Genomic DNA, 16691 nt, shown 5'->3' on the forward strand with positions numbered 1-16691 from the left:
ACATGGCTGAGGCAAACACCCGGCGTCGGGCACGAGGTGGCGGTGGCGCCGCTCGCCGGGCCGAGCGCACCGCGGTACGTATCGAAACAGCAAAGTATATCGAACGCAACATTCCGAACTTCGAAGTTCTGAACGAAGAAGCGTTGCAGATCATCGAAACCAACGCCGAAACCATTCTGGCCGAGGTCGGTGTCAACTTTGTCGACAACCCCGCCGCGCTTGAGCGTTGGAAGAACGCCGGTGCCGATGTTGACGGTGAGCGGGTCCGCATCCCGCGTGGTCTGGCGCGTGAGCTGATCAAAACCGCTCCCAGCGAATTCACCCAGCACGCCCGCAACCCCGAGAAATCGGTGGTTATCGGCGGTCGCAATCTGGTTCTGGCCCCGGTCTATGGCCCTCCGTTTGTGCGCGACGCGCAGGGTGGCCGTCGCTATGCGACCATGGATGATTTCAACAAGTTCGTGAAATTGGCCTACATGTCCAAATGGCTGCACCACTCGGGCGGTACGGTCTGTGAACCCACGGACATCCCGGTGAACAAGCGTCATCTGGACATGTTGATGGCGCATATGACCCTTTCGGACAAGCCGTTCATGGGCTCGGTCACCGATCCCAGCCGCGCGCAGGATTCGATCGAGATGTGCGAGATCCTGTTCGGCAAAGAATTCGTTCAGGAAAACACGGTCATGACCTCGCTGACCAACATCAACTCGCCGATGACCTTCGACGATGTGATGATGGGTTCGTTGGAAGTTTACGCGGCCAATAACCAAGCCTGCATCATCTCGCCGTTTATCGTAGGCGGTGCGATGGCGCCGGTCTCGGTGGCTGGTACGCTGACGCAGGTTCTGGCCGAAGTGATGGCTGGTGTTGCCTATAGCCAGATCATCCGTCCCGGTGCTCCGGCTATTTTTGGTGCCTTCGTGTCGTCGATCGACATGAACTCGGGCGCGCCGACCTTTGGTACGCCTGAGGCGTCGATGGTCACCTATGGCGCAGGTCAGCTGGCTCGTCGTCTGGGACTGCCGTTCCGCTCGGCCGGGTCATTCTGCGGCTCGAAACTGCCTGACGCACAGGCCGCGTATGAGACCGCGAACTCGTTGAACATGGGCCTGATGGCCGGTGTGAACTTCATGCTGCATTCCTGTGGCTGGCTAGAAGGCGGTTTGGTTGCCGACTTTGAAAAGTTCGTCATGGATGCCGATCAGTTGGGTGTTCTGCACGGGTTGGCCAAGGGCGTTGCCTATGACGATAACGCACAGGCAATGGATGCGATCCGCGAAGTTGGCCCCGGCGGTCACTACCTTGGCTGTGCCCACACACAGGCGAACTTCAAGGAGGCGTTCTGGAAGTCTGATCTGCTGGACTACAAACCGTTCGAAACTTGGGAAGACGAAGGTGGCCGCGACACGCGCCAGTTGGCGTCGTCGCGGGTTGAGCATCTGCTGGCCAACTACCAGCAGCCGCAGCTGGACCCCGGGATCCACGCGGCCCTGAATGAATATATCGAGAAGAAAAAGGCCTCCATGCCGGACGCCTTTGCTTGATTACTGATATTGCGCGGCGCGGCTGGCCTTGTACAGCTGCGCCTCGCCCAGTAGCGCGATCAGCAGGTCCAGATGACGGACCAAGGAATAGGCCGCATCTTCGGCAACTCGCTGCGCGTTGACCTCTCTCTCCATATCCATCAGCCGGATCAGCGCCGCGCCTGTTCCGGGCAGGGATCCGTAGCCCAGAATGCGCTGCAAGTGCCGATCCCGGTCATAGTCCTGCGCGCCGTGTTTTGCCGCCCGTGCTAACAGGCGAGGGCGGCGTAAAGCGGTAATCATGGTCATCAGATCTTGCATGGAAGGGGTCCTTTGTCTGAGTAAAAGTCTCCGTCTTTGTCACACAACTTAAGCGGGTGTTGCTTTAATTGCTTTCCCTCCGAACGATGGTTTCATGACTGTTTATGATTTTGAATCAAATCTGGTTTTTACCCCCGTTGGTTAACGAACGAGTAACGAAAGCGGCTCTAGTTAGAATTGGTTAACACATTCATCGGGGGCGATTGGAATCAGAATTGGATTGTCGACGAGGGCAAGTAACTATGGAAAATAACGTGGCTTTCACCATTCCGGCCTGGGTACCTGAGGGGGCGCAGAGATATCTGGCGCATACCGAGACCGGTCAGTCGATCCGCGACATTGCGCGGTCCGCGGGGTGCCATGCGTCGACCATACTTCGGCAAATACGCCGCGTTGAAATGCGGCGCGATGACCCGCTGGTGGATGCTGCCCTGCAATCCTTGGCCGAGACGCATTTCTCGGACACCTCCGAGAAGTTCCCAGCCGTGCATGAAGATCGGGTTGCTGCGGCCGAAGAAGAATTCTCGCGCGAGGCGCTGCGGGTTCTTAGGCGGTTATGCGAATCCGGGGCGCTGCTGGCCGTAGCCGAGGAAATGGATAAAGCGGTTGTGGTGCGCGACAGTGGCGACAATAGCGCGACCCGAACGGCGGTTGTGGACTGCAAGTTGGCGCAGGCGCTGGCGTTGAAGGATTGGATCGCCTGCGACAATCCCGGTCGCATTTCCCGCTACCGGATTTCATCGTCTGGGCGCACCGCGCTCAGTCAGTTGGTCGCCGAGGCCGAGAACAAGGCGCGCAGCCGCAACGACTTTGGAATGGCCGAGGCGCAGGCTCCGTTTCAAACGGCGTCGTCGCTGGCGCAGGTCGGAGCGGCCAAAACGGAAGGACGCCGTCGGATGCGCTATAGCGCGGCCGAGAGCCCACTGATCGCCCTGGCGCGCCGCCGGGACCGGGATGGGAAACCCTTTCTGGATGAAACCCTTGTCCGAGCAGGAGAGCGGTTACGCGAAGATTTCGAACTGGCCCAGATCGGCCCACAAGTGACGCAGAACTGGGATCATTTCCTGACCGCGGGTGGGCGTGGCAGCTTTGGTGCAGGTATGAAAGATGGACGCGGTTCTTCCGATGCGCGGGATCGGGTCGAATGCGCCTTGTCCGATTTGGGGCCAGGTCTAAGCGACGTAGCGCTGCGGTGTTGCTGTTATCTTGAGGGACTCGAACTTGCCGAAAAGCGTATGGGCTGGTCGGCGAGGTCAGGAAAAATCGTCCTGCGGATCGCGCTTCAGCGCCTAAAGCGCCACTACGAGGATCAGGCGGAAAAGAACCGAATGATCGGCTAGGGTAATAATTTGCCCTTGCGGTTGGGCGGTGTTGAGATAATCAAAGGTTATGAATTTCACGCTCAGACAACTTCAATATTTCAATGCCGTGGCCGATCAGCGCAATTTTGGCCGGGCGGCGCAGATGTGCAACGTCTCGCAACCCGCCCTGTCGGTGCAGATCAAGGCGCTGGAGGAAACGCTGGGCGGCCCGCTGTTCGAACGGCAGGCTCGCGATATTCTGCTGACGCCGCTAGGGCGGGACGTTCTGGACTATGCGCAGCAGGTGCTGGGCGCAGCGGACCGGCTTGACCAGTTCGCGCGCGACCATTCAGGCGGGCACAGGTCTTTGTCTATCGGGATTATTCCCACCATCGCGCCCTATATCCTGCCGGGAGTTCTGGCAGGGCTTCGCGCCTCAGATGTCTCGCTACGGGTGCAGATTCGCGAGGCGCGCACGGACCGTCTGTTGGCCATGCTGCGCGCTGGAGAGATCGACGCAGGCGTCATGGCGCTGCCGTCTGGCGGCAATGAGCTGTTCGAACTGCCCTTGTTTGAAGACCGCTTCTTGCTGGCAGGCAGCGCGGGTCGTTTGCAGACCATGAGGCAGGACCCCGAGGCGCTGCGCCCCGTCGATTTGCAAACCACGCAGTTAATGCTTCTGGATGATGGCCATTGCCTGACGGATCAGGCGCTTGAGGTCTGCGGGCAGGATCGCAGCAGTGGGTTGATCAATATGGGCGCGTCTTCGTTGGCGACTCTGTCAAGGCTTGTAGCCGAGGGATTCGGTTTGACGTTGATGCCGGAACTGGCAGCGAAGGCCGAAACCGGGGCGGTGCCGGGGTTAAAGCTACAACGGTTCGGCAAACCGCAGCCCTTTAGAACCGTGGGATTGGTCCGGCGCAGGTCTACCCGTGCCGAGGATTGGTTTGACAGTCTAGCCGATGTGATCCGTGTGGTCGGCGAAGACATCGTGTCGATTACGCGTATATAAATCCTGTCGGTCACGCGTACACAAAAAAGACCCGCCAAAAGGGCGGGTCGTTCCGACTTCAAAAGATGGACGCTCAGGCCAGCGCAGGTTCTTTTGCGTCTTCCAGATGCTGCATCAGCGCTTCCGGCGAGGATACGCCATATGGGTCCTCAGGGCAGTTATCCATCAGGCCGGGCTCTTCGAACCATGCGTCGACCACGCCATCATTGACGATGGCCGCATAGCGCCACGAGCGCATTCCGAACCCCAGATTGTCCTTGTCGACCAGCATCCCCATCTTGCGGGTAAACTCGCCCGAGCCGTCTGGGATGACTTTGACGTTCTTCAACCCCTGATCCTGGGCCCATTTGTTCATGACAAAGCTGTCATTGACCGACATGCAGTAGATCTCGTCGATCCCTTTGGCGATGAAATCGGCGTAGCCGTTTTCGAACCCGGGCAGTTGGTAGGTCGAGCATGTGGGCGTGAACGCACCGGGCAGCGAGAACAGGATGACCCGTTTGCCTGCAAAGTAATCTGCGGTGGTCTTGTCTTCCCAACGGAAGGGGTTGGGGCCTTCGACGGCGTCATCGCGGACGCGGGTGTGGAACGTGACCTCAGGCAGTTTGGCACCGGATTTCATATTCATCTCCTGTGATTCATTGATGATTTTTCGGCTCTTTAAAAGAGTTCCAACCCCGCTTCAATCGGCCTTTTGCTGCAAGTGCGAATTTGCCTAATCTGCTGAAATCGTGCGGTGGTTCGTACCCAATCGCGTGTCGCAACTGTTGAATGCTGCGTCGCAAAAACACCAACGCATGGCGGATATGTCCCAGTGGCATGGTGCGGATCGTCAGACTATGTTAGACGACAGCAAATTGACCCAAAGTCAGGAAAGCCAGCCGTGCGTGATCTGAAGATCCCCGAACAACGTCACCCTGAAAAGGCCCATAAGCCCGATAATGCTCAGCCCAAGAAACCAAGCTGGATTCGGGTCAAAGCGCCGGGCGGCAAAGGTTATGCGGATACGCGGCGGATCATGCGGGACAACAACCTAGTCACCGTCTGCGAAGAGGCAGGTTGCCCCAATGTTGGTGAATGCTGGAGCCAAGGCCACGCCACCATGATGATCATGGGCGAAATTTGTACTCGAGGTTGTACCTTCTGCAACATCGCTACTGGCCGACCGGATGCGCTAGATGTGTTCGAACCGGGCCGTGTGGCCCATGCGGTTGAAAAGCTGGGGCTGAACCACGTGGTGATCACCTCGGTGGATCGCGACGATCTGGCCGACGGTGGGGCAGACCACTTTGCCCAGACCATTCGTGCGGTGCGGCACCGCTCGCCCAAGACGACGATCGAGATTCTGACCCCGGACTTTCTGAAATGCGAGCCATCGGTTCTGGAAGCTGTGGTCGAGGCGAAGCCGGATGTGTTCAACCACAATCTTGAAACTGTGCCGGGTCTCTACCCTGAGGTGCGCCCCGGTGCCCGGTATTTCCATTCTTTGCGATTGTTGCAGCGGGTCAAGGAACTCGATCCGTCGATCTTTACCAAATCCGGCATCATGGTTGGGCTTGGTGAGCAGGAACAAGAAGTGCGGCAGGTGATGGATGATATGCGCGCTGCCGATATCGATTTTCTGACTATTGGTCAGTACTTGCAACCGACGCCGAAACACCATGCGGTGGATCGGTTCGTGACGCCGGAGGAATTCGCGTCGTACGAAAAAGCGGCCTATGGCAAAGGTTTCCTGATGGTTTCGGCCACGCCGCTGACCCGGTCGTCTTATCATGCGGGCGATGACTTTGCCCGCCTGCGCGCCGCACGGCAGAAAATGTTGGATCAGGGGTGAGTCCCGAGACGCTGGCGCGACTAACCGCTCTGCGCCATGACCTGCACCGGTTTCCCGAACTGTCAGGGCAAGAGAATAACACAGCTGCGCGTGTGGCCGGTCTGCTGACCGATTTGGGCGCTGACGAAGTCCTGACCGGTATCGGCGGTCATGGAGTGGCCGCAGTATTCGATGGCGCGGCACCTGGACCCACCGTCGCCATTCGGTGTGAGTTGGATGGTCTGCCGATTCAAGAACTGGGGGATTTGCCTTACAGTTCGCAGATCCCCGGCAAAGGGCATCTGTGCGGGCATGATGGCCATATGGTCATGGTGCTGGGCGTAGCTGATCATCTGGCCCAGGCCCCTCCGCAAAAGGGCCGTGTGGTGTTGATCTTTCAACCCGCCGAGGAGACCGGGCAGGGGGCAGTATCATATATAGCTGATCCTCAGTTTGCGCCAATCGCGCCGGACTTCGTATTTTCGCTGCACAACCTGCCGGGCCTTGCGCTAGGTGAGGTGCTGCTGTGTGAGGGCCCCGCCAACTGCGCGTCACGCGGGATGCGGGTGATGCTTGGTGGCAAGACCTCTCACGCGGCGGAACCGCAGGATGGAATTTCGCCGGCTGGAGCGCTCGCGTCTTTGATGCCGGAGCTTGCGGATCTAGGAACGGGCGGTGCATTGAATGCCGATTTCGCCCTGACGACCGTGACCCATGCGCGGCTGGGCGAACCCACATTCGGCGTCGCCCCCGGAGCGGCCGAACTGTGGGTGACGCTGCGCACCGTGTCTGACACCCGTATGAAATGCTTGATCGCCGAAGCCGAAGATCTTGTCACCCAAACAGCAGAAGCCCAGGGATTGGCGGTCAAGATCACTTATGAGGATGTGTTTGAGGCCTGCACAAACAATGCGCAAGCAGTGGCTGCGGTTGCCGAGGCTTGTGTCACGGAGGGCGTGCCTTGCACTTTCACGAATGAGCCTCAAAAGTTTTCCGAGGATTTCGGCCAGTTTGGCAAAAGCGCCGCGGCGGCGATGTTTTGGCTGGGTGCCGGACAAGCGCACCCGCAACTGCACAACCCGGACTATGATTTTCCGGACGCGCTGATCCCTGTAGGGGTAGATGTTTTCAGTGCAGTAATTCGATCTCTTGTAGGCCGAGCCCTCAGTTTACGAGATCACTGACAATTCCAACGGCATCAATAACTGTTTTTGTGTCATCGGATATCGACAGGATTTCGTCATCTACGCGGATATACCGCTGACCGGCGGGCAGGGGTTTCAACTTCCAGCCATCGAGGTCGTCAAGATAGTCAAAATCCAAGTCATTAGGGATTTTCTGACCTCGCGTGTAACGCTTGATCTGTCCGGGCGGTACACCGACGCCTTTATTTGTTTTTACCGACTTTTCAATTTTCGACTTGTCGGGGCCTTTACCTTTGCCCTTGTTGTCCTTTGCATCCGCAATTCCAACTGTTGCGGCTACCGCGCAAGCCGCCATAAGTCCAATAGACAGTGTTTTCATACGTAAAAAACCTCCCAAAGTACTCAAATGGTAGTCTCTTGCTGGGAGGAATGTCCAATAATATTCAAATAGGAGAATTTTTAGGAAACTTAACCACTGCTACTTGCACAAACTGGATAGGTCAGAGGGCCGCTCAGTCTTTGACAAATCGCACCTTGCCAATAAAGGGCAGGTTGCGATTGCGTTGCGCGTAATCGATGCCGTAGCCCACGACAAACTCATCAGGGATTTCAAACCCGATCCAGTCCGAGCGGAAGTCGACCTCGCGGCGGCTGGGTTTGTCCAGCAACGCAATGGATTTCAGCCGCGCAGGCTTGCGGCTTTGCAGCAGTTTGGTAACGTGGTTCAGCGTGTGGCCGGTATCGACAATATCTTCAACCACCAACACATCGCGTCCTTCAATTGCGCCGCGCAAGTCCTTGAGAATACGTACTTCACGGCTGCTCTCCATGGAATCTCCATAAGAGGACGCCTCGAGAAAATCCACTTCGATAGGCAGGTCCAACTCGCGCACCAGATCAGCGATAAAAACAAAACTGCCGCGCAAAAGACCAACGACAACCAGCTTGTCGGTTGCGCCAAACTCGGCTGTGATCTCGCGGCACAACTCCTCGATCCGGGCGGCGATGGCCTTGGCCGAGATCATCTCATCTATCACATATGCGCGGTCTGTCATCACTGCCCCCTTGATCTTTGGCGCGCAACATACGACATGACGCGCCATTGTCACCTGCAAATAGCGGACCGCCATGCCGACCCATTCCGAGACACGTCACCTGCCGTATACCGCCCAGCAGATGTATGACCTTGTCGCGGATGTGGCGAAGTATCCGCAGTTTTTGCCGTGGTGCGCGGCGGCCCGGATCAGGCGCACTTATGCGGCGGGCGAGGCCCAGGTGCTAGAGGCCGATCTTGTGATTTCCTTCAAAGTGTTCCGCGAACGGTTCGGCAGCCGTGTGACGCTACACGCCGAGGATCGCCGGATCGACACCGAGTATCTGGACGGGCCGTTCAAGTACATGAAATCCGATTGGCAGTTCGCGGACGCGCCTGAAGGGGGCTGCAACATCTCGTTTCATGTGGATTTCGAGTTCAAGAACGCCATCCTGCAGGGCATCATCGGCGTCGTCTTTAACGAAGCCATGCAACGTGTGGTCAAAGCCTTCGAGGCCCGCGCCGCAGATTTGTACGGCTAAGGCTTTACCCGACCCCGGCGCACGCTAGACTGCGCCGCATGAGTGATTTTACCAATACCTTGGCCGGGTTTGCTGCTGGCCCCGTTTCCACGTCGCGACAAGCCCGCATCGTGACGTCTTTGTCCGTTTTGGATTGGCTGGCGGTGGGGCGGGCTGGGGTAGACGAACCCGTTTCGCAGACCGTGCGCGCCTTGGTTCTTGATGAGGGCGGCACCATGCAGGCCCATCTATTCGGCGGTGGGGCCGCGCCCTTACGCGGGGCGGCTCTGGTTAACGGGACGGTGTCGCATGCGCTCGATTATGACGACACGCATTTCGCCCATATCGGCCATCCGTCGGTGGCCATTCTACCTGTGGCGCTTGCGCTTGGTGAATGGGACGACCGCATTCTTGTGGATGTTCTTGAGGCCGCTTTGGTGGGGATGGAGGTCTCGATCCGCGTGGGGCTGTGGTTGGGGCGCGACCATTATCAGGCCGGGTTTCATCAGACGGCTACAGCCGGCGCGTTTGGGGCGGCCGTGGCTGCGGGCCGTGTTCTGCGGTTCGATGTGGATCAGATGCGCAAAGTTCTGGGTCTGTCGGCGACCCGCGCGGCGGGGCTCAAAGCGCAGTTTGGAACTATGGGTAAGCCCTATAACGCGGGGCTTGCGGCCTCGGCTGGCGTCGAGGCGGCTTTGCTGATCGCCAAAGGTTTTGATCCAAATGTCGAGGCTATGGAAGGCCCTTATGGGTTCGGCGCAACCCATCAGGGGCAAAACGATACGCAAACCGCGCTGGACCGGTTGGGCGAGGATTGGTTGTTCGAATCCGTCAGCCACAAGTTCCACGCTTGTTGCCACGGGCTGCACGCAGCGCTGGAGGCCGCACGCACGTTGGATATCGCCGAACCCGAAGTGGCCGAGATCACGGTCAAGACCCATCCGCGATGGATGAGCGTGTGCAACCAGATTTCTCCGACAACTGGGCTGGGCGCAAAGTTCTCATATCAGACGGTGATTGCGATGCAGGCTCTGGGATATGACACCGCCTTGCCCGACAGCTATTCCGAGAAAACCTGCGCCGATCCGCGCCTGATCTCGCTGCGCGATCGCGTTACGGTCGAAGCGGATGAAACGCTGTCCGAGACGCAAGCCCACCTGATCCTGCTGCGCCGTGATGGTGCGCGCAAAGAGGCCAGCCATGATCTTCTGACCCCGATGCCCTTATCTGAGCGAGAAGATCGGGTGCGCGGCAAGGCTGCCAAACTGATCGGAGGTGACGAGGCGGACTCGATCTGGTCGATGCTGCGCACCGGAGGCCGCGCCCGCGATCTGGCGGCATTGCTTGCGGATTAGACCACGCGCCAATGCAGCGGGAATCCTGGGTCGAACACCGTGACAGGCCCGTCACCAGAGTCGATCTTTTCGGGATAAACGACCGGTTCGCCCTTGGTCAGTGTGATCGTGTCCTCATTCACCGGCAGGCCATAGAAACCGGGGCCATTGAGCGAGGTAAACCCTTCCAGCTTGTCCAACGCCCCTTCACGGTCGAACATCTCGGCCACTAGTGACATCGTGTTCGTCGCGGTGAAGCACCCGGCACAGCCGCAGGCCATTTCCTTGTTCGCATCCGTATGCGGTGCACTGTCAGTACCAAGGAAGAACCGCGCATCGCCCGAGGTCGCGGCGGCCAACAGCGCCAGCCGGTGTTCCTCGCGCTTGGCGACGGGCAGGCAGTAGTAATGTGGCTTGATCCCGCCAACCAGAATATGGTTGCGGTTGATGATCAGGTGATGCGCCGTGATCGTCGCGCCCAGATCAGTGTCATTGGCTTTGACATAGTCCACGCCGGTCGCGGTGGTGATATGCTCCATCACCACGCGCAAGCCGGGGGTCGACTTACGGATCGGGTCCAGAACACGGTCGATGAACACGGCCTCGCGGTCGAAAATGTCGATCTCCGCATCCGTAACCTCGCCATGCACACACATGGGTAGGCCAATCTCGGCCATTTTTTCCAGCACCGGACGTATCTTGTCGAAATCCCGCACGCCCGAGGCCGAATTGGTCGTGGCCCCCGCCGGGTAAAGCTTGCACGCCTTGATCAGCCCGCTGGCATGGGCCGCGGCGACATCCTCGGCATCCGTGTCCTCGGTGAGGTAGAGGGTCATCAACGGTTCGAAGCTCATCCCGTCGGGCAAGGCGGCCAGAATGCGGTCGCGATAGGCGGCGGCCTGATCGCCGCGCACCACGGGCGGCACGAGGTTCGGCATGATGATCGCGCGGGCGAAATGACGCGCGGTTTCGGGCAGGACAGCTTCCAGCATCGCGCCATCGCGCAGATGCAGATGCCAGTCGTCGGGGCGGCGGATCGTCAGGGTATCGGTCATGGCCCCCGGCTAGCACAGTGCGCGCAGCCGTGAAAGGCCCCGAATGCACGGCTGCCCCTTGTCAATATGCCCGAACGTCGTAACTCCTTGCAAAGCCCTGGTCTTGACGCGCGCCCGCCGTCGTGACCTCTTGTGCCCCGAGGGAGATCGCCATGACGCAGCCAAATTCCATCGATGCCGTTCAGACTATGCTGGGCGATCAGGGCTATGTCTGCGGGCGGGCCTTGGCCACGGTCGTCTTCCTATCGCTGAAACTGGGCCGCCCGTTGTTTCTGGAGGGTGAGGCCGGGGTCGGCAAGACTGAGATCGCCAAGGCGCTGGCCGCCGGGCTGAACCGCCGTCTGATCCGACTGCAATGTTACGAGGGGCTGGATGCCTCTTCGGCTGTCTACGAATGGAACTTCCCGGCGCAAATGGTGGCAATCCGCACCGCCGAAGCCTCGGGCGGTGCCGACCGGGGTGCCCTGCAATCCGAGCTGTTTTCGGACGACTACCTGATCGAACGCCCGCTGTTGCAGGCTATGCGCCCAGATGAACACGGCGCGCCGGTCCTGCTGATCGACGAACTTGACCGCACGGATGAACCGTTCGAGGCGTTCCTGCTGGAGGCGCTCAGCGATTTTCAGGTGACGATCCCCGAACTGGGCACCGTCAAAGCACCGGAACCGCCCATCGTCATCGTTACCTCGAACCGCACGCGCGAGGTGCATGACGCCCTGAAGCGCCGCTGCCTCTATCATTGGGTCGACTACCCCGATTTCGAGCGCGAGATCGAAATCCTTCACGCCCGCGCACCCGAAGCGGCACAGGAGCTCAGTCGCGAGGTGGTGGCCTTCGTCCAGCACCTGCGCACCGAAGACCTGTTCAAGAAACCTGGCGTGGCCGAGACGATCGATTGGGCCAAATGCTTGCTGGCACTGGATGTCATCAACCTCAGCCCCGAAGTGATCGGCGACACGCTGGGCGCGATCCTGAAATACCAGGACGACATCCAGAAACTGCAGGGTTCTGAGGCAAAACGTATTCTGGACGAAGCCAAAGCCGGATTGGATGCCGCATGATCCTATTTAGACCGACAGGAGCGAAGGAGCTTGAATTGGTCAAGGAAAGCGGATGGAAAGTTTGGCCGCCTAGACTAGCTGACCAGCCAATTTTCTATCCGGTTACAACCTTCGAATATGCAGAAAAGATAGCGCGAGATTGGAATTCGGTTTTGCCCGCGCCTGACAATTGCGGTTTCGTTACCAAGTTCGAAATCACACACGAAGCAGAGAAGAAATACACAGTGCAAGATGCTGGAGGCAAAGCACATACAGAACTGTGGATTCCAGCTGATGATCTGACTTGGTTTAATGGCCAAATACTTGGCAAGATCTGCGTTGTGGCTGGATATCGGAACGGACACGCAGTGACCTTGTCTGATCACCCACTCACTTTGGGATTCGCCTGATGCTTCTTCTGTTCAAAAATACCTCGGGGGTATGGGGGCAGAGCCCCCATGTAGAGTAATGGCCGAAGAGCTTCCGCTGGACATCCCCGACAACCCGAAACTGGCGCAGAACATCACCCATTTCGCGAGGGCGTTGCGTAAAGCCGGGCTGCCCATCGGTACAGGTCGTGTGGTCGATGCGATCCGTGCCGTACAGGCGGCGGGATTTTCTGAAAAACGGGACTTTTACTGGACCCTGCACGCCTGTTTCGTGAACCGTCCCGAACATCGCACAGTGTTCGCGCAGGTCTTTCGCATGTATTGGCGCGACCCGCGGTATATGGAGCATATGATGGCCATGATGCTGCCTGCGATCCGTGGTGTTCAGGAAGACCGCAAGGCCGACGCGGGCGAAAAGCGCGCGGCCGAGGCGCTGTTGGACGGTGTAGAACGCGATCAGCCAGAGACGCAAGACACGGGCGAAGAAACTGAGCTTGAGATCGACGCTTCTCAAACCGCCTCGACCGAGGAACGCTTGCGCAGTCTTGACTTTGAACAGATGAGCACCGCCGAGATCGCTCAAGCCAAGCGCATATTGGCCCGTATGACGCTACCCGTAAAACCAATCGAATCCCGGCGCGGTCAAGCCAGCCATGTAGGGCAAAGGATCGACCGCGCCCGCACCTTGCGCGCCGCCATGCGCCAGGGCGGAGAGTTGCACGAAATCGCCCGTCAGAAACCCCGAACCCGCTGGCCAAATCTGGTGGTGCTGTGTGATATCTCGGGGTCGATGAGCCAATACAGCCGCATTATCCTGCATTTTCTGCACTCGGTCTCGAACGCGAAAGGCGCTGGATGGGCCAAGGTTCACGCGTTCACTTTCGGGACGCGGCTGACCAATATCACCCGCCACCTGCATCAGCGCGACGTGGACGCCGCTTTGGCCGCCGCTGGGGCGGAAGCGCAGGATTGGGAGGGCGGCACCCGCATCGGCGAATGCCTGCACGCGTTCAACCGCGACTGGTCGCGGCGCGTCATGGGGCAGGGTGCGGTGGTTCTGCTAATCTCGGACGGATTGGACCGGGGCGAACCGCAAGCGCTGGGAAAAGAGATGGAGCGTCTGCACCTTTCCGCCCGCCGTCTGATCTGGCTGAACCCACTGCTGCGCTGGGACGGGTTTGCACCTAAGGCGCAGGGCGTGGCCGCGATGTTGCCGCATGTGGACAGCTTTCGGGCCGGGCATTCGATTGCCTCGCTCGAGGAGCTGGCCGAAGTCATCTCGAAACCCGATGACATGGGTGAGAAAGCGCGGCTGATGACCGCGCTTTCGAGTTAGGGTTAACTCAGCTGTTCTTCATTGCACTTGCGGGCCATTTCCATGGCCTTGTAGGTGCCAGTCAGATCCACGGTGAAGGCAAATTCCTTCTCGGGGAAGACAAGCATCACCTTTTGCTTGGCAATGTCTTCAGCGAATTGGGGATCATTGGACAGAACGTAACCGCCCGAATACCCCTTGGTGATGTTACCCTTCATGCCGGTGGCTTCACCGATATAGAGGTTGTCGCCCAGCAGAATTGCCACAGCCTCGGTATCGCCGCGCTTGATGTCGGTTTTTTCTTTGGTGAAGACGCCCACATAGCCAACGCCGCGATCTTCGGTTAGCCCCATCTGAACCACGTTCTCGGAGTCATCGATAGCCTCAATCAGGCAGGATTTCTTGTCCTGATCAATGAATACCTTCCAGCCCTCGACCTCGCCATAGCGCAGGAATGTATCTGCACTGACTGCCGTGGATGCCAAAAGTCCGATTGCTGTTCCGAGTGCAAAAATGCGTTTCAACTCTTTGTCTCCCTTGTGAAAATTAAATATGCGCATATTGGAATGCAGCAGATGTATGTGTAGGCTAGAATCTGCTCTGTAGACAATCAATGCTTTGCAGAAAATGGTAAAAACTCAGCCAATTCGCGCCGAAGCCTGACTGCGGCGTCTGACCTTAAAGTCGGGGTTCCTTTTCATCTGGCCAAACCTGCCTATGTTGGGTCAAAGCACTATGGGAGGGCGCAATGGACAGATTCGACAACAGCCCAGAAACTGCGCTGCGCTGGTTCAGCAATGGCAAAAAGGCCGCGCTCGCCACCGTGGTTGAGACTTGGGGAAGCGCCCCGCGCCGTGTGGGCGCGCAGTTGGTCATTGGCGGCGATGGTCGGATCGAAGGCTCAGTTTCGGGCGGCTGTGTCGAAGGCGCTGTGATCGTCGAAGCGCTTGAGGCCATAGATGAAGGCGAAGCACGTCTGTTGGAATTTGGTGTCAGCGACGAAGATGCGTTCGCTGTTGGTCTGGCCTGTGGAGGGACGATCCGGGTGTTGGTCGAGCCCATCGGAAGCGTTCTGCCCGAACCCATGCTTCGTGATCTGGTCGAGGCGCGGGCCGCGCGAGTACCACTCGCCTATGAGGTCAATGTCGAGACCGGCCACCGCGCGCTGCGTCGCAATGCTTATGCCGACCGGCTGCGTATGGATCGCTCGGGGTTCGAAGAGGACGGCAAGACCTTTGTGGCTGTTCACAACCCACCTTTGCGCCTGATTGTCGTGGGTGCGGTTCATATTGCGCAGGCGCTGGTGCCGATGGCACGGATTGCAGGGTATGACCCCGCGATTATCGACCCACGGGATGCTTTTGCATCCAGCGCCCGTTTTCCGGGTGAAAACATACTGACCGATTGGCCGGATGAGGCTGTTGCCAAGCTGGGTCTGGATTCGCGCACCGCTGTGGTGCTGTTGACCCACGACCCCAAGCTGGACGACCCGGCGCTGGAATCAGCGTTGGCCGCCGGGGTGTTTTACATCGGTGCTCTGGGCTCGACCCGGACCCATGCCAAACGCGTGGCTCGTATGACCGAGGCCGGGTTTACCGAAGATCAGATCGCGCGCATACATGGGCCTGTCGGCCTTGATATAGGCGCCGCTGACCCATCAGAAATCGCAGTCGCCATACTGGCACAGATGACCGCCGTGCTACGGGGCAAAGCGTGAAGTTCGGTCCTGTCCCCGTTGCCGAGGCCGTAGGCACGATCCTTGCCCATTCGATCAAGGTCGGTGACCGTAAGCTGCGTAAAGGCATCGCGCTGACGGCAGACCACATCGAAGACCTGACCGAGGCTGGCCTTGGCTCCGTCACTGTCGCGCAACTGGAACCCGGTGACTGTCACGAGGATGAGGCCGCCCGGATGCTGGCCGCCGCTCTAGCTCCGAACCCAACCGAGGCGGGTTTACGCGTGACCCAACCTTTTACCGGTCGCGTGAATCTGCTGGCGGATGGACCGGGCGTCGCCGTGCTGGATGTCGAGGCGTTGGAAGCGTTCAATCGCGTCAACCCGATGATCACCGTCGCGACTGTTCCGCAATACCAGCAGATGGGCGAAGGCGGCATGGTGGCTACGATCAAGGTTATCTCTTATGCCGTGCCCGGAGGCGATGTGATGCACGCAGCACGTCTGGCACAGGCATCCATCCGTATGGTCTCGCCGGTTCACAAAACGGCGGGTCTGGTGGTGACTGATATTCCCGGTGGCCCGTCGAACGAAAAGGGGATCGCAGCGATCCGCGGCCGTGTCGAAGCCCTGGGGATGGAACTGTCAGACGTTCGGATCGTCCCGCATCAGGCGGAACCTTTGTCATTGGCTGTGTCCGACGCTGAGGGGGATATCGTCATGATCTTGACCGGCTCTGCCACGTCTGACGTGTACGACGTGGCACCCGAGGCGGTACGCGCCGCCGGAGGGCAAGTGGACCGGTTCGGAATGCCGGTCGATCCGGGCAACCTTCTATTTCTCGGAGCGCTTGGCGACCGACCGGTGATTGGTCTGCCGGGCTGCGCGCGTTCACCTGCACTGAACGGGGCCGATTGGGTTTTGTCCCGTGTGGCCTGCGGGATCGAAACCACGGGACTCGACATCGCCGGAATGGGTGTTGGTGGGTTGCTGAAAGAGATCCCGACGCGCCCGCAGCCCAGGTCTTCGCGAAAGCCCTGATGTGGTGGGCTTGCCCGACAATCCTCTGAACCGTCTCAGATTTTTGTTCTCAAATGAAAACCCGCGTGTTTAACTCGCCCCGAGGAACAACACGAAACGGGAGGATTTCATGGCACAGATTTCGATGACTGTGAACGGCGTAGCTGTGAGCGGTGATGTTGAGGGTCGGAC

The 16691-nt window shown here is 58.8% G+C and carries 18 protein-coding genes; 12 read left to right on the forward strand and 6 right to left on the reverse strand.

Features of this window, described 5'->3' with window-relative positions; all coding sequences use genetic code 11:
• Positions 1-2: 2 nt before the first annotated feature.
• Positions 3-1547 (forward strand): trimethylamine methyltransferase family protein, encoded by a 1545-nt coding sequence (locus GOV80_RS10965; RefSeq protein WP_170769585.1) that lies wholly within the window; start codon positions 3-5, stop codon positions 1545-1547.
• Here the strand turns inward: GOV80_RS10965 and GOV80_RS10970 are convergent, their stop codons facing one another.
• Positions 1548-1847 carry a DUF6477 family protein gene (locus GOV80_RS10970; RefSeq protein ID WP_170769586.1) on the reverse strand — a complete coding sequence of 100 codons (300 nt, stop codon included), beginning with the start codon at positions 1845-1847 and terminating at the stop codon, positions 1548-1550.
• A 242-nt stretch (positions 1848-2089) separates the two neighbouring features.
• Between GOV80_RS10970 and GOV80_RS10975 the strand changes: the two genes are divergently transcribed.
• Together GOV80_RS10975 and GOV80_RS10980 are read left to right on the forward strand one after the other, a co-directional pair.
• Positions 2090-3187: a DUF6456 domain-containing protein gene (locus GOV80_RS10975; RefSeq protein ID WP_170784638.1), complete on the forward strand. Its 1098-nt coding sequence runs from the start codon at positions 2090-2092 to the stop codon at positions 3185-3187.
• Between the two features lie 49 nt (positions 3188-3236).
• The gene (locus GOV80_RS10980) at positions 3237-4160 is read left to right on the forward strand and encodes a hydrogen peroxide-inducible genes activator (protein ID WP_170784640.1); all 924 of its coding nucleotides are present in this window, start codon (positions 3237-3239) and stop codon (positions 4158-4160) included.
• Positions 4161-4233: 73 nt separating this feature from the next.
• Here GOV80_RS10980 and GOV80_RS10985 read toward each other — a convergent pair whose 3' ends face one another.
• Positions 4234-4782 carry a peroxiredoxin gene (locus tag GOV80_RS10985; RefSeq protein ID WP_170784642.1) on the reverse strand — a complete coding sequence of 183 codons (549 nt, stop codon included), beginning with the start codon at positions 4780-4782 and terminating at the stop codon, positions 4234-4236.
• Between the two features lie 261 nt (positions 4783-5043).
• Between GOV80_RS10985 and lipA the strand changes: the two genes are divergently transcribed.
• Complete coding sequence (lipA, locus tag GOV80_RS10990; RefSeq protein ID WP_170784644.1) at positions 5044-5994, forward strand: lipoyl synthase; 951 nt, start codon at positions 5044-5046, stop codon at positions 5992-5994.
• The gene (locus GOV80_RS10995) at positions 5991-7157 is read left to right on the forward strand and encodes an amidohydrolase (RefSeq protein WP_170784646.1); all 1167 of its coding nucleotides are present in this window, start codon (positions 5991-5993) and stop codon (positions 7155-7157) included. Before lipA ends, GOV80_RS10995 begins: the two co-directional genes overlap by 4 nt.
• Here the strand turns inward: GOV80_RS10995 and GOV80_RS11000 are convergent.
• Both GOV80_RS11000 and hpt read right to left on the reverse strand, forming a co-directional pair.
• Positions 7138-7497 (reverse strand): hypothetical protein, encoded by a 360-nt coding sequence (locus tag GOV80_RS11000; protein WP_170769592.1) that lies wholly within the window; start codon positions 7495-7497, stop codon positions 7138-7140. The genes GOV80_RS10995 and GOV80_RS11000 overlap by 20 nt on opposite strands.
• Before the next feature lie 133 nt (positions 7498-7630).
• Positions 7631-8173, reverse strand: a complete 543-nt coding sequence (gene hpt / locus GOV80_RS11005; RefSeq protein WP_170784648.1) for a hypoxanthine phosphoribosyltransferase — start codon at positions 8171-8173, stop codon at positions 7631-7633.
• A gap of 73 nt (positions 8174-8246) precedes the next feature.
• Here hpt and GOV80_RS11010 point away from each other — a divergent pair, with 73 nt between their 5' ends.
• Complete coding sequence (locus tag GOV80_RS11010) at positions 8247-8693, forward strand: type II toxin-antitoxin system RatA family toxin (RefSeq protein WP_170784650.1); 447 nt, start codon at positions 8247-8249, stop codon at positions 8691-8693.
• Positions 8694-8731: 38 nt separating this feature from the next.
• Positions 8732-10027 (forward strand): MmgE/PrpD family protein, encoded by a 1296-nt coding sequence (locus tag GOV80_RS11015; RefSeq protein WP_170784652.1) that lies wholly within the window; start codon positions 8732-8734, stop codon positions 10025-10027.
• Here GOV80_RS11015 and pyrC read toward each other — a convergent pair.
• Positions 10024-11061 carry a dihydroorotase gene (pyrC, locus tag GOV80_RS11020; RefSeq protein WP_170784654.1) on the reverse strand — a complete coding sequence of 346 codons (1038 nt, stop codon included), beginning with the start codon at positions 11059-11061 and terminating at the stop codon, positions 10024-10026. The genes GOV80_RS11015 and pyrC overlap by 4 nt on opposite strands.
• A 152-nt stretch (positions 11062-11213) precedes the next feature.
• Between pyrC and GOV80_RS11025 the strand changes: the two genes are divergently transcribed.
• From GOV80_RS11025 to GOV80_RS11035, 3 genes are read left to right on the forward strand one after another with little or no spacing between them, the layout of a single operon-like run.
• Positions 11214-12122, forward strand: a complete 909-nt coding sequence (locus tag GOV80_RS11025) for an AAA family ATPase (protein ID WP_170784656.1) — start codon at positions 11214-11216, stop codon at positions 12120-12122.
• A complete protein-coding gene (locus GOV80_RS11030) occupies positions 12119-12511 on the forward strand; it encodes an ADP-ribosylation/crystallin J1 (protein WP_170784658.1) in 393 nt (130 codons plus the stop codon). The genes GOV80_RS11025 and GOV80_RS11030 overlap by 4 nt, the downstream gene beginning before the upstream one ends.
• Positions 12512-12569: 58 nt before the next feature.
• Positions 12570-13826 carry a vWA domain-containing protein gene (locus tag GOV80_RS11035; RefSeq protein WP_170784660.1) on the forward strand — a complete coding sequence of 419 codons (1257 nt, stop codon included), beginning with the start codon at positions 12570-12572 and terminating at the stop codon, positions 13824-13826.
• A gap of 2 nt (positions 13827-13828) precedes the next feature.
• On the opposite strand, the gene GOV80_RS11040 is transcribed toward GOV80_RS11035, so the two are convergent.
• On the reverse strand, positions 13829-14329 hold the full coding sequence (locus GOV80_RS11040) for a hypothetical protein (RefSeq protein WP_170353103.1): 501 nt from the start codon (positions 14327-14329) through the stop codon (positions 13829-13831).
• Positions 14330-14553: 224 nt separating this feature from the next.
• Here GOV80_RS11040 and GOV80_RS11045 point away from each other — a divergent pair, with 224 nt between their 5' ends.
• Both GOV80_RS11045 and GOV80_RS11050 read left to right on the forward strand, forming a co-directional pair.
• The gene (locus tag GOV80_RS11045) at positions 14554-15522 is read left to right on the forward strand and encodes an XdhC family protein (RefSeq protein ID WP_170353104.1); all 969 of its coding nucleotides are present in this window, start codon (positions 14554-14556) and stop codon (positions 15520-15522) included.
• Positions 15519-16520 (forward strand): molybdopterin-binding protein, encoded by a 1002-nt coding sequence (locus GOV80_RS11050; RefSeq protein WP_170784662.1) that lies wholly within the window; start codon positions 15519-15521, stop codon positions 16518-16520. The genes GOV80_RS11045 and GOV80_RS11050 overlap by 4 nt, the downstream gene beginning before the upstream one ends.
• Positions 16521-16691: the final 171 nt, after the last annotated feature.

This window comes from Ruegeria lacuscaerulensis (assembly GCF_013034685.1).
GTDB classification, from domain to species: Bacteria; Pseudomonadota; Alphaproteobacteria; order Rhodobacterales; family Rhodobacteraceae; genus Ruegeria; species Ruegeria lacuscaerulensis_B.

Excerpts from the sequence above, each read along its gene's own strand:
- GOV80_RS10965 (WP_170769585.1), top strand. The coding sequence starts at position 3 with ATGGCTGAGGCAAACACCCGGCGTCGGGCACGAGGTGGCGGTGGCGCC.
- GOV80_RS10970 (WP_170769586.1), bottom strand. The coding sequence starts at position 1,847 with ATGCAAGATCTGATGACCATGATTACCGCTTTACGCCGCCCTCGCCTG.
- GOV80_RS10975 (WP_170784638.1), top strand. The coding sequence starts at position 2,090 with ATGGAAAATAACGTGGCTTTCACCATTCCGGCCTGGGTACCTGAGGGG.
- GOV80_RS10980 (WP_170784640.1), top strand. The coding sequence starts at position 3,237 with ATGAATTTCACGCTCAGACAACTTCAATATTTCAATGCCGTGGCCGAT.
- GOV80_RS10985 (WP_170784642.1), bottom strand. The coding sequence starts at position 4,782 with ATGAAATCCGGTGCCAAACTGCCTGAGGTCACGTTCCACACCCGCGTC.
- GOV80_RS11000 (WP_170769592.1), bottom strand. The coding sequence starts at position 7,497 with ATGAAAACACTGTCTATTGGACTTATGGCGGCTTGCGCGGTAGCCGCA.
- hpt (WP_170784648.1), bottom strand. The coding sequence starts at position 8,173 with ATGACAGACCGCGCATATGTGATAGATGAGATGATCTCGGCCAAGGCC.
- GOV80_RS11010 (WP_170784650.1), top strand. The coding sequence starts at position 8,247 with ATGCCGACCCATTCCGAGACACGTCACCTGCCGTATACCGCCCAGCAG.
- GOV80_RS11015 (WP_170784652.1), top strand. The coding sequence starts at position 8,732 with ATGAGTGATTTTACCAATACCTTGGCCGGGTTTGCTGCTGGCCCCGTT.
- pyrC (WP_170784654.1), bottom strand. The coding sequence starts at position 11,061 with ATGACCGATACCCTGACGATCCGCCGCCCCGACGACTGGCATCTGCAT.
- GOV80_RS11025 (WP_170784656.1), top strand. The coding sequence starts at position 11,214 with ATGACGCAGCCAAATTCCATCGATGCCGTTCAGACTATGCTGGGCGAT.
- GOV80_RS11030 (WP_170784658.1), top strand. The coding sequence starts at position 12,119 with ATGATCCTATTTAGACCGACAGGAGCGAAGGAGCTTGAATTGGTCAAG.
- GOV80_RS11035 (WP_170784660.1), top strand. The coding sequence starts at position 12,570 with ATGGCCGAAGAGCTTCCGCTGGACATCCCCGACAACCCGAAACTGGCG.
- GOV80_RS11045 (WP_170353104.1), top strand. The coding sequence starts at position 14,554 with ATGGACAGATTCGACAACAGCCCAGAAACTGCGCTGCGCTGGTTCAGC.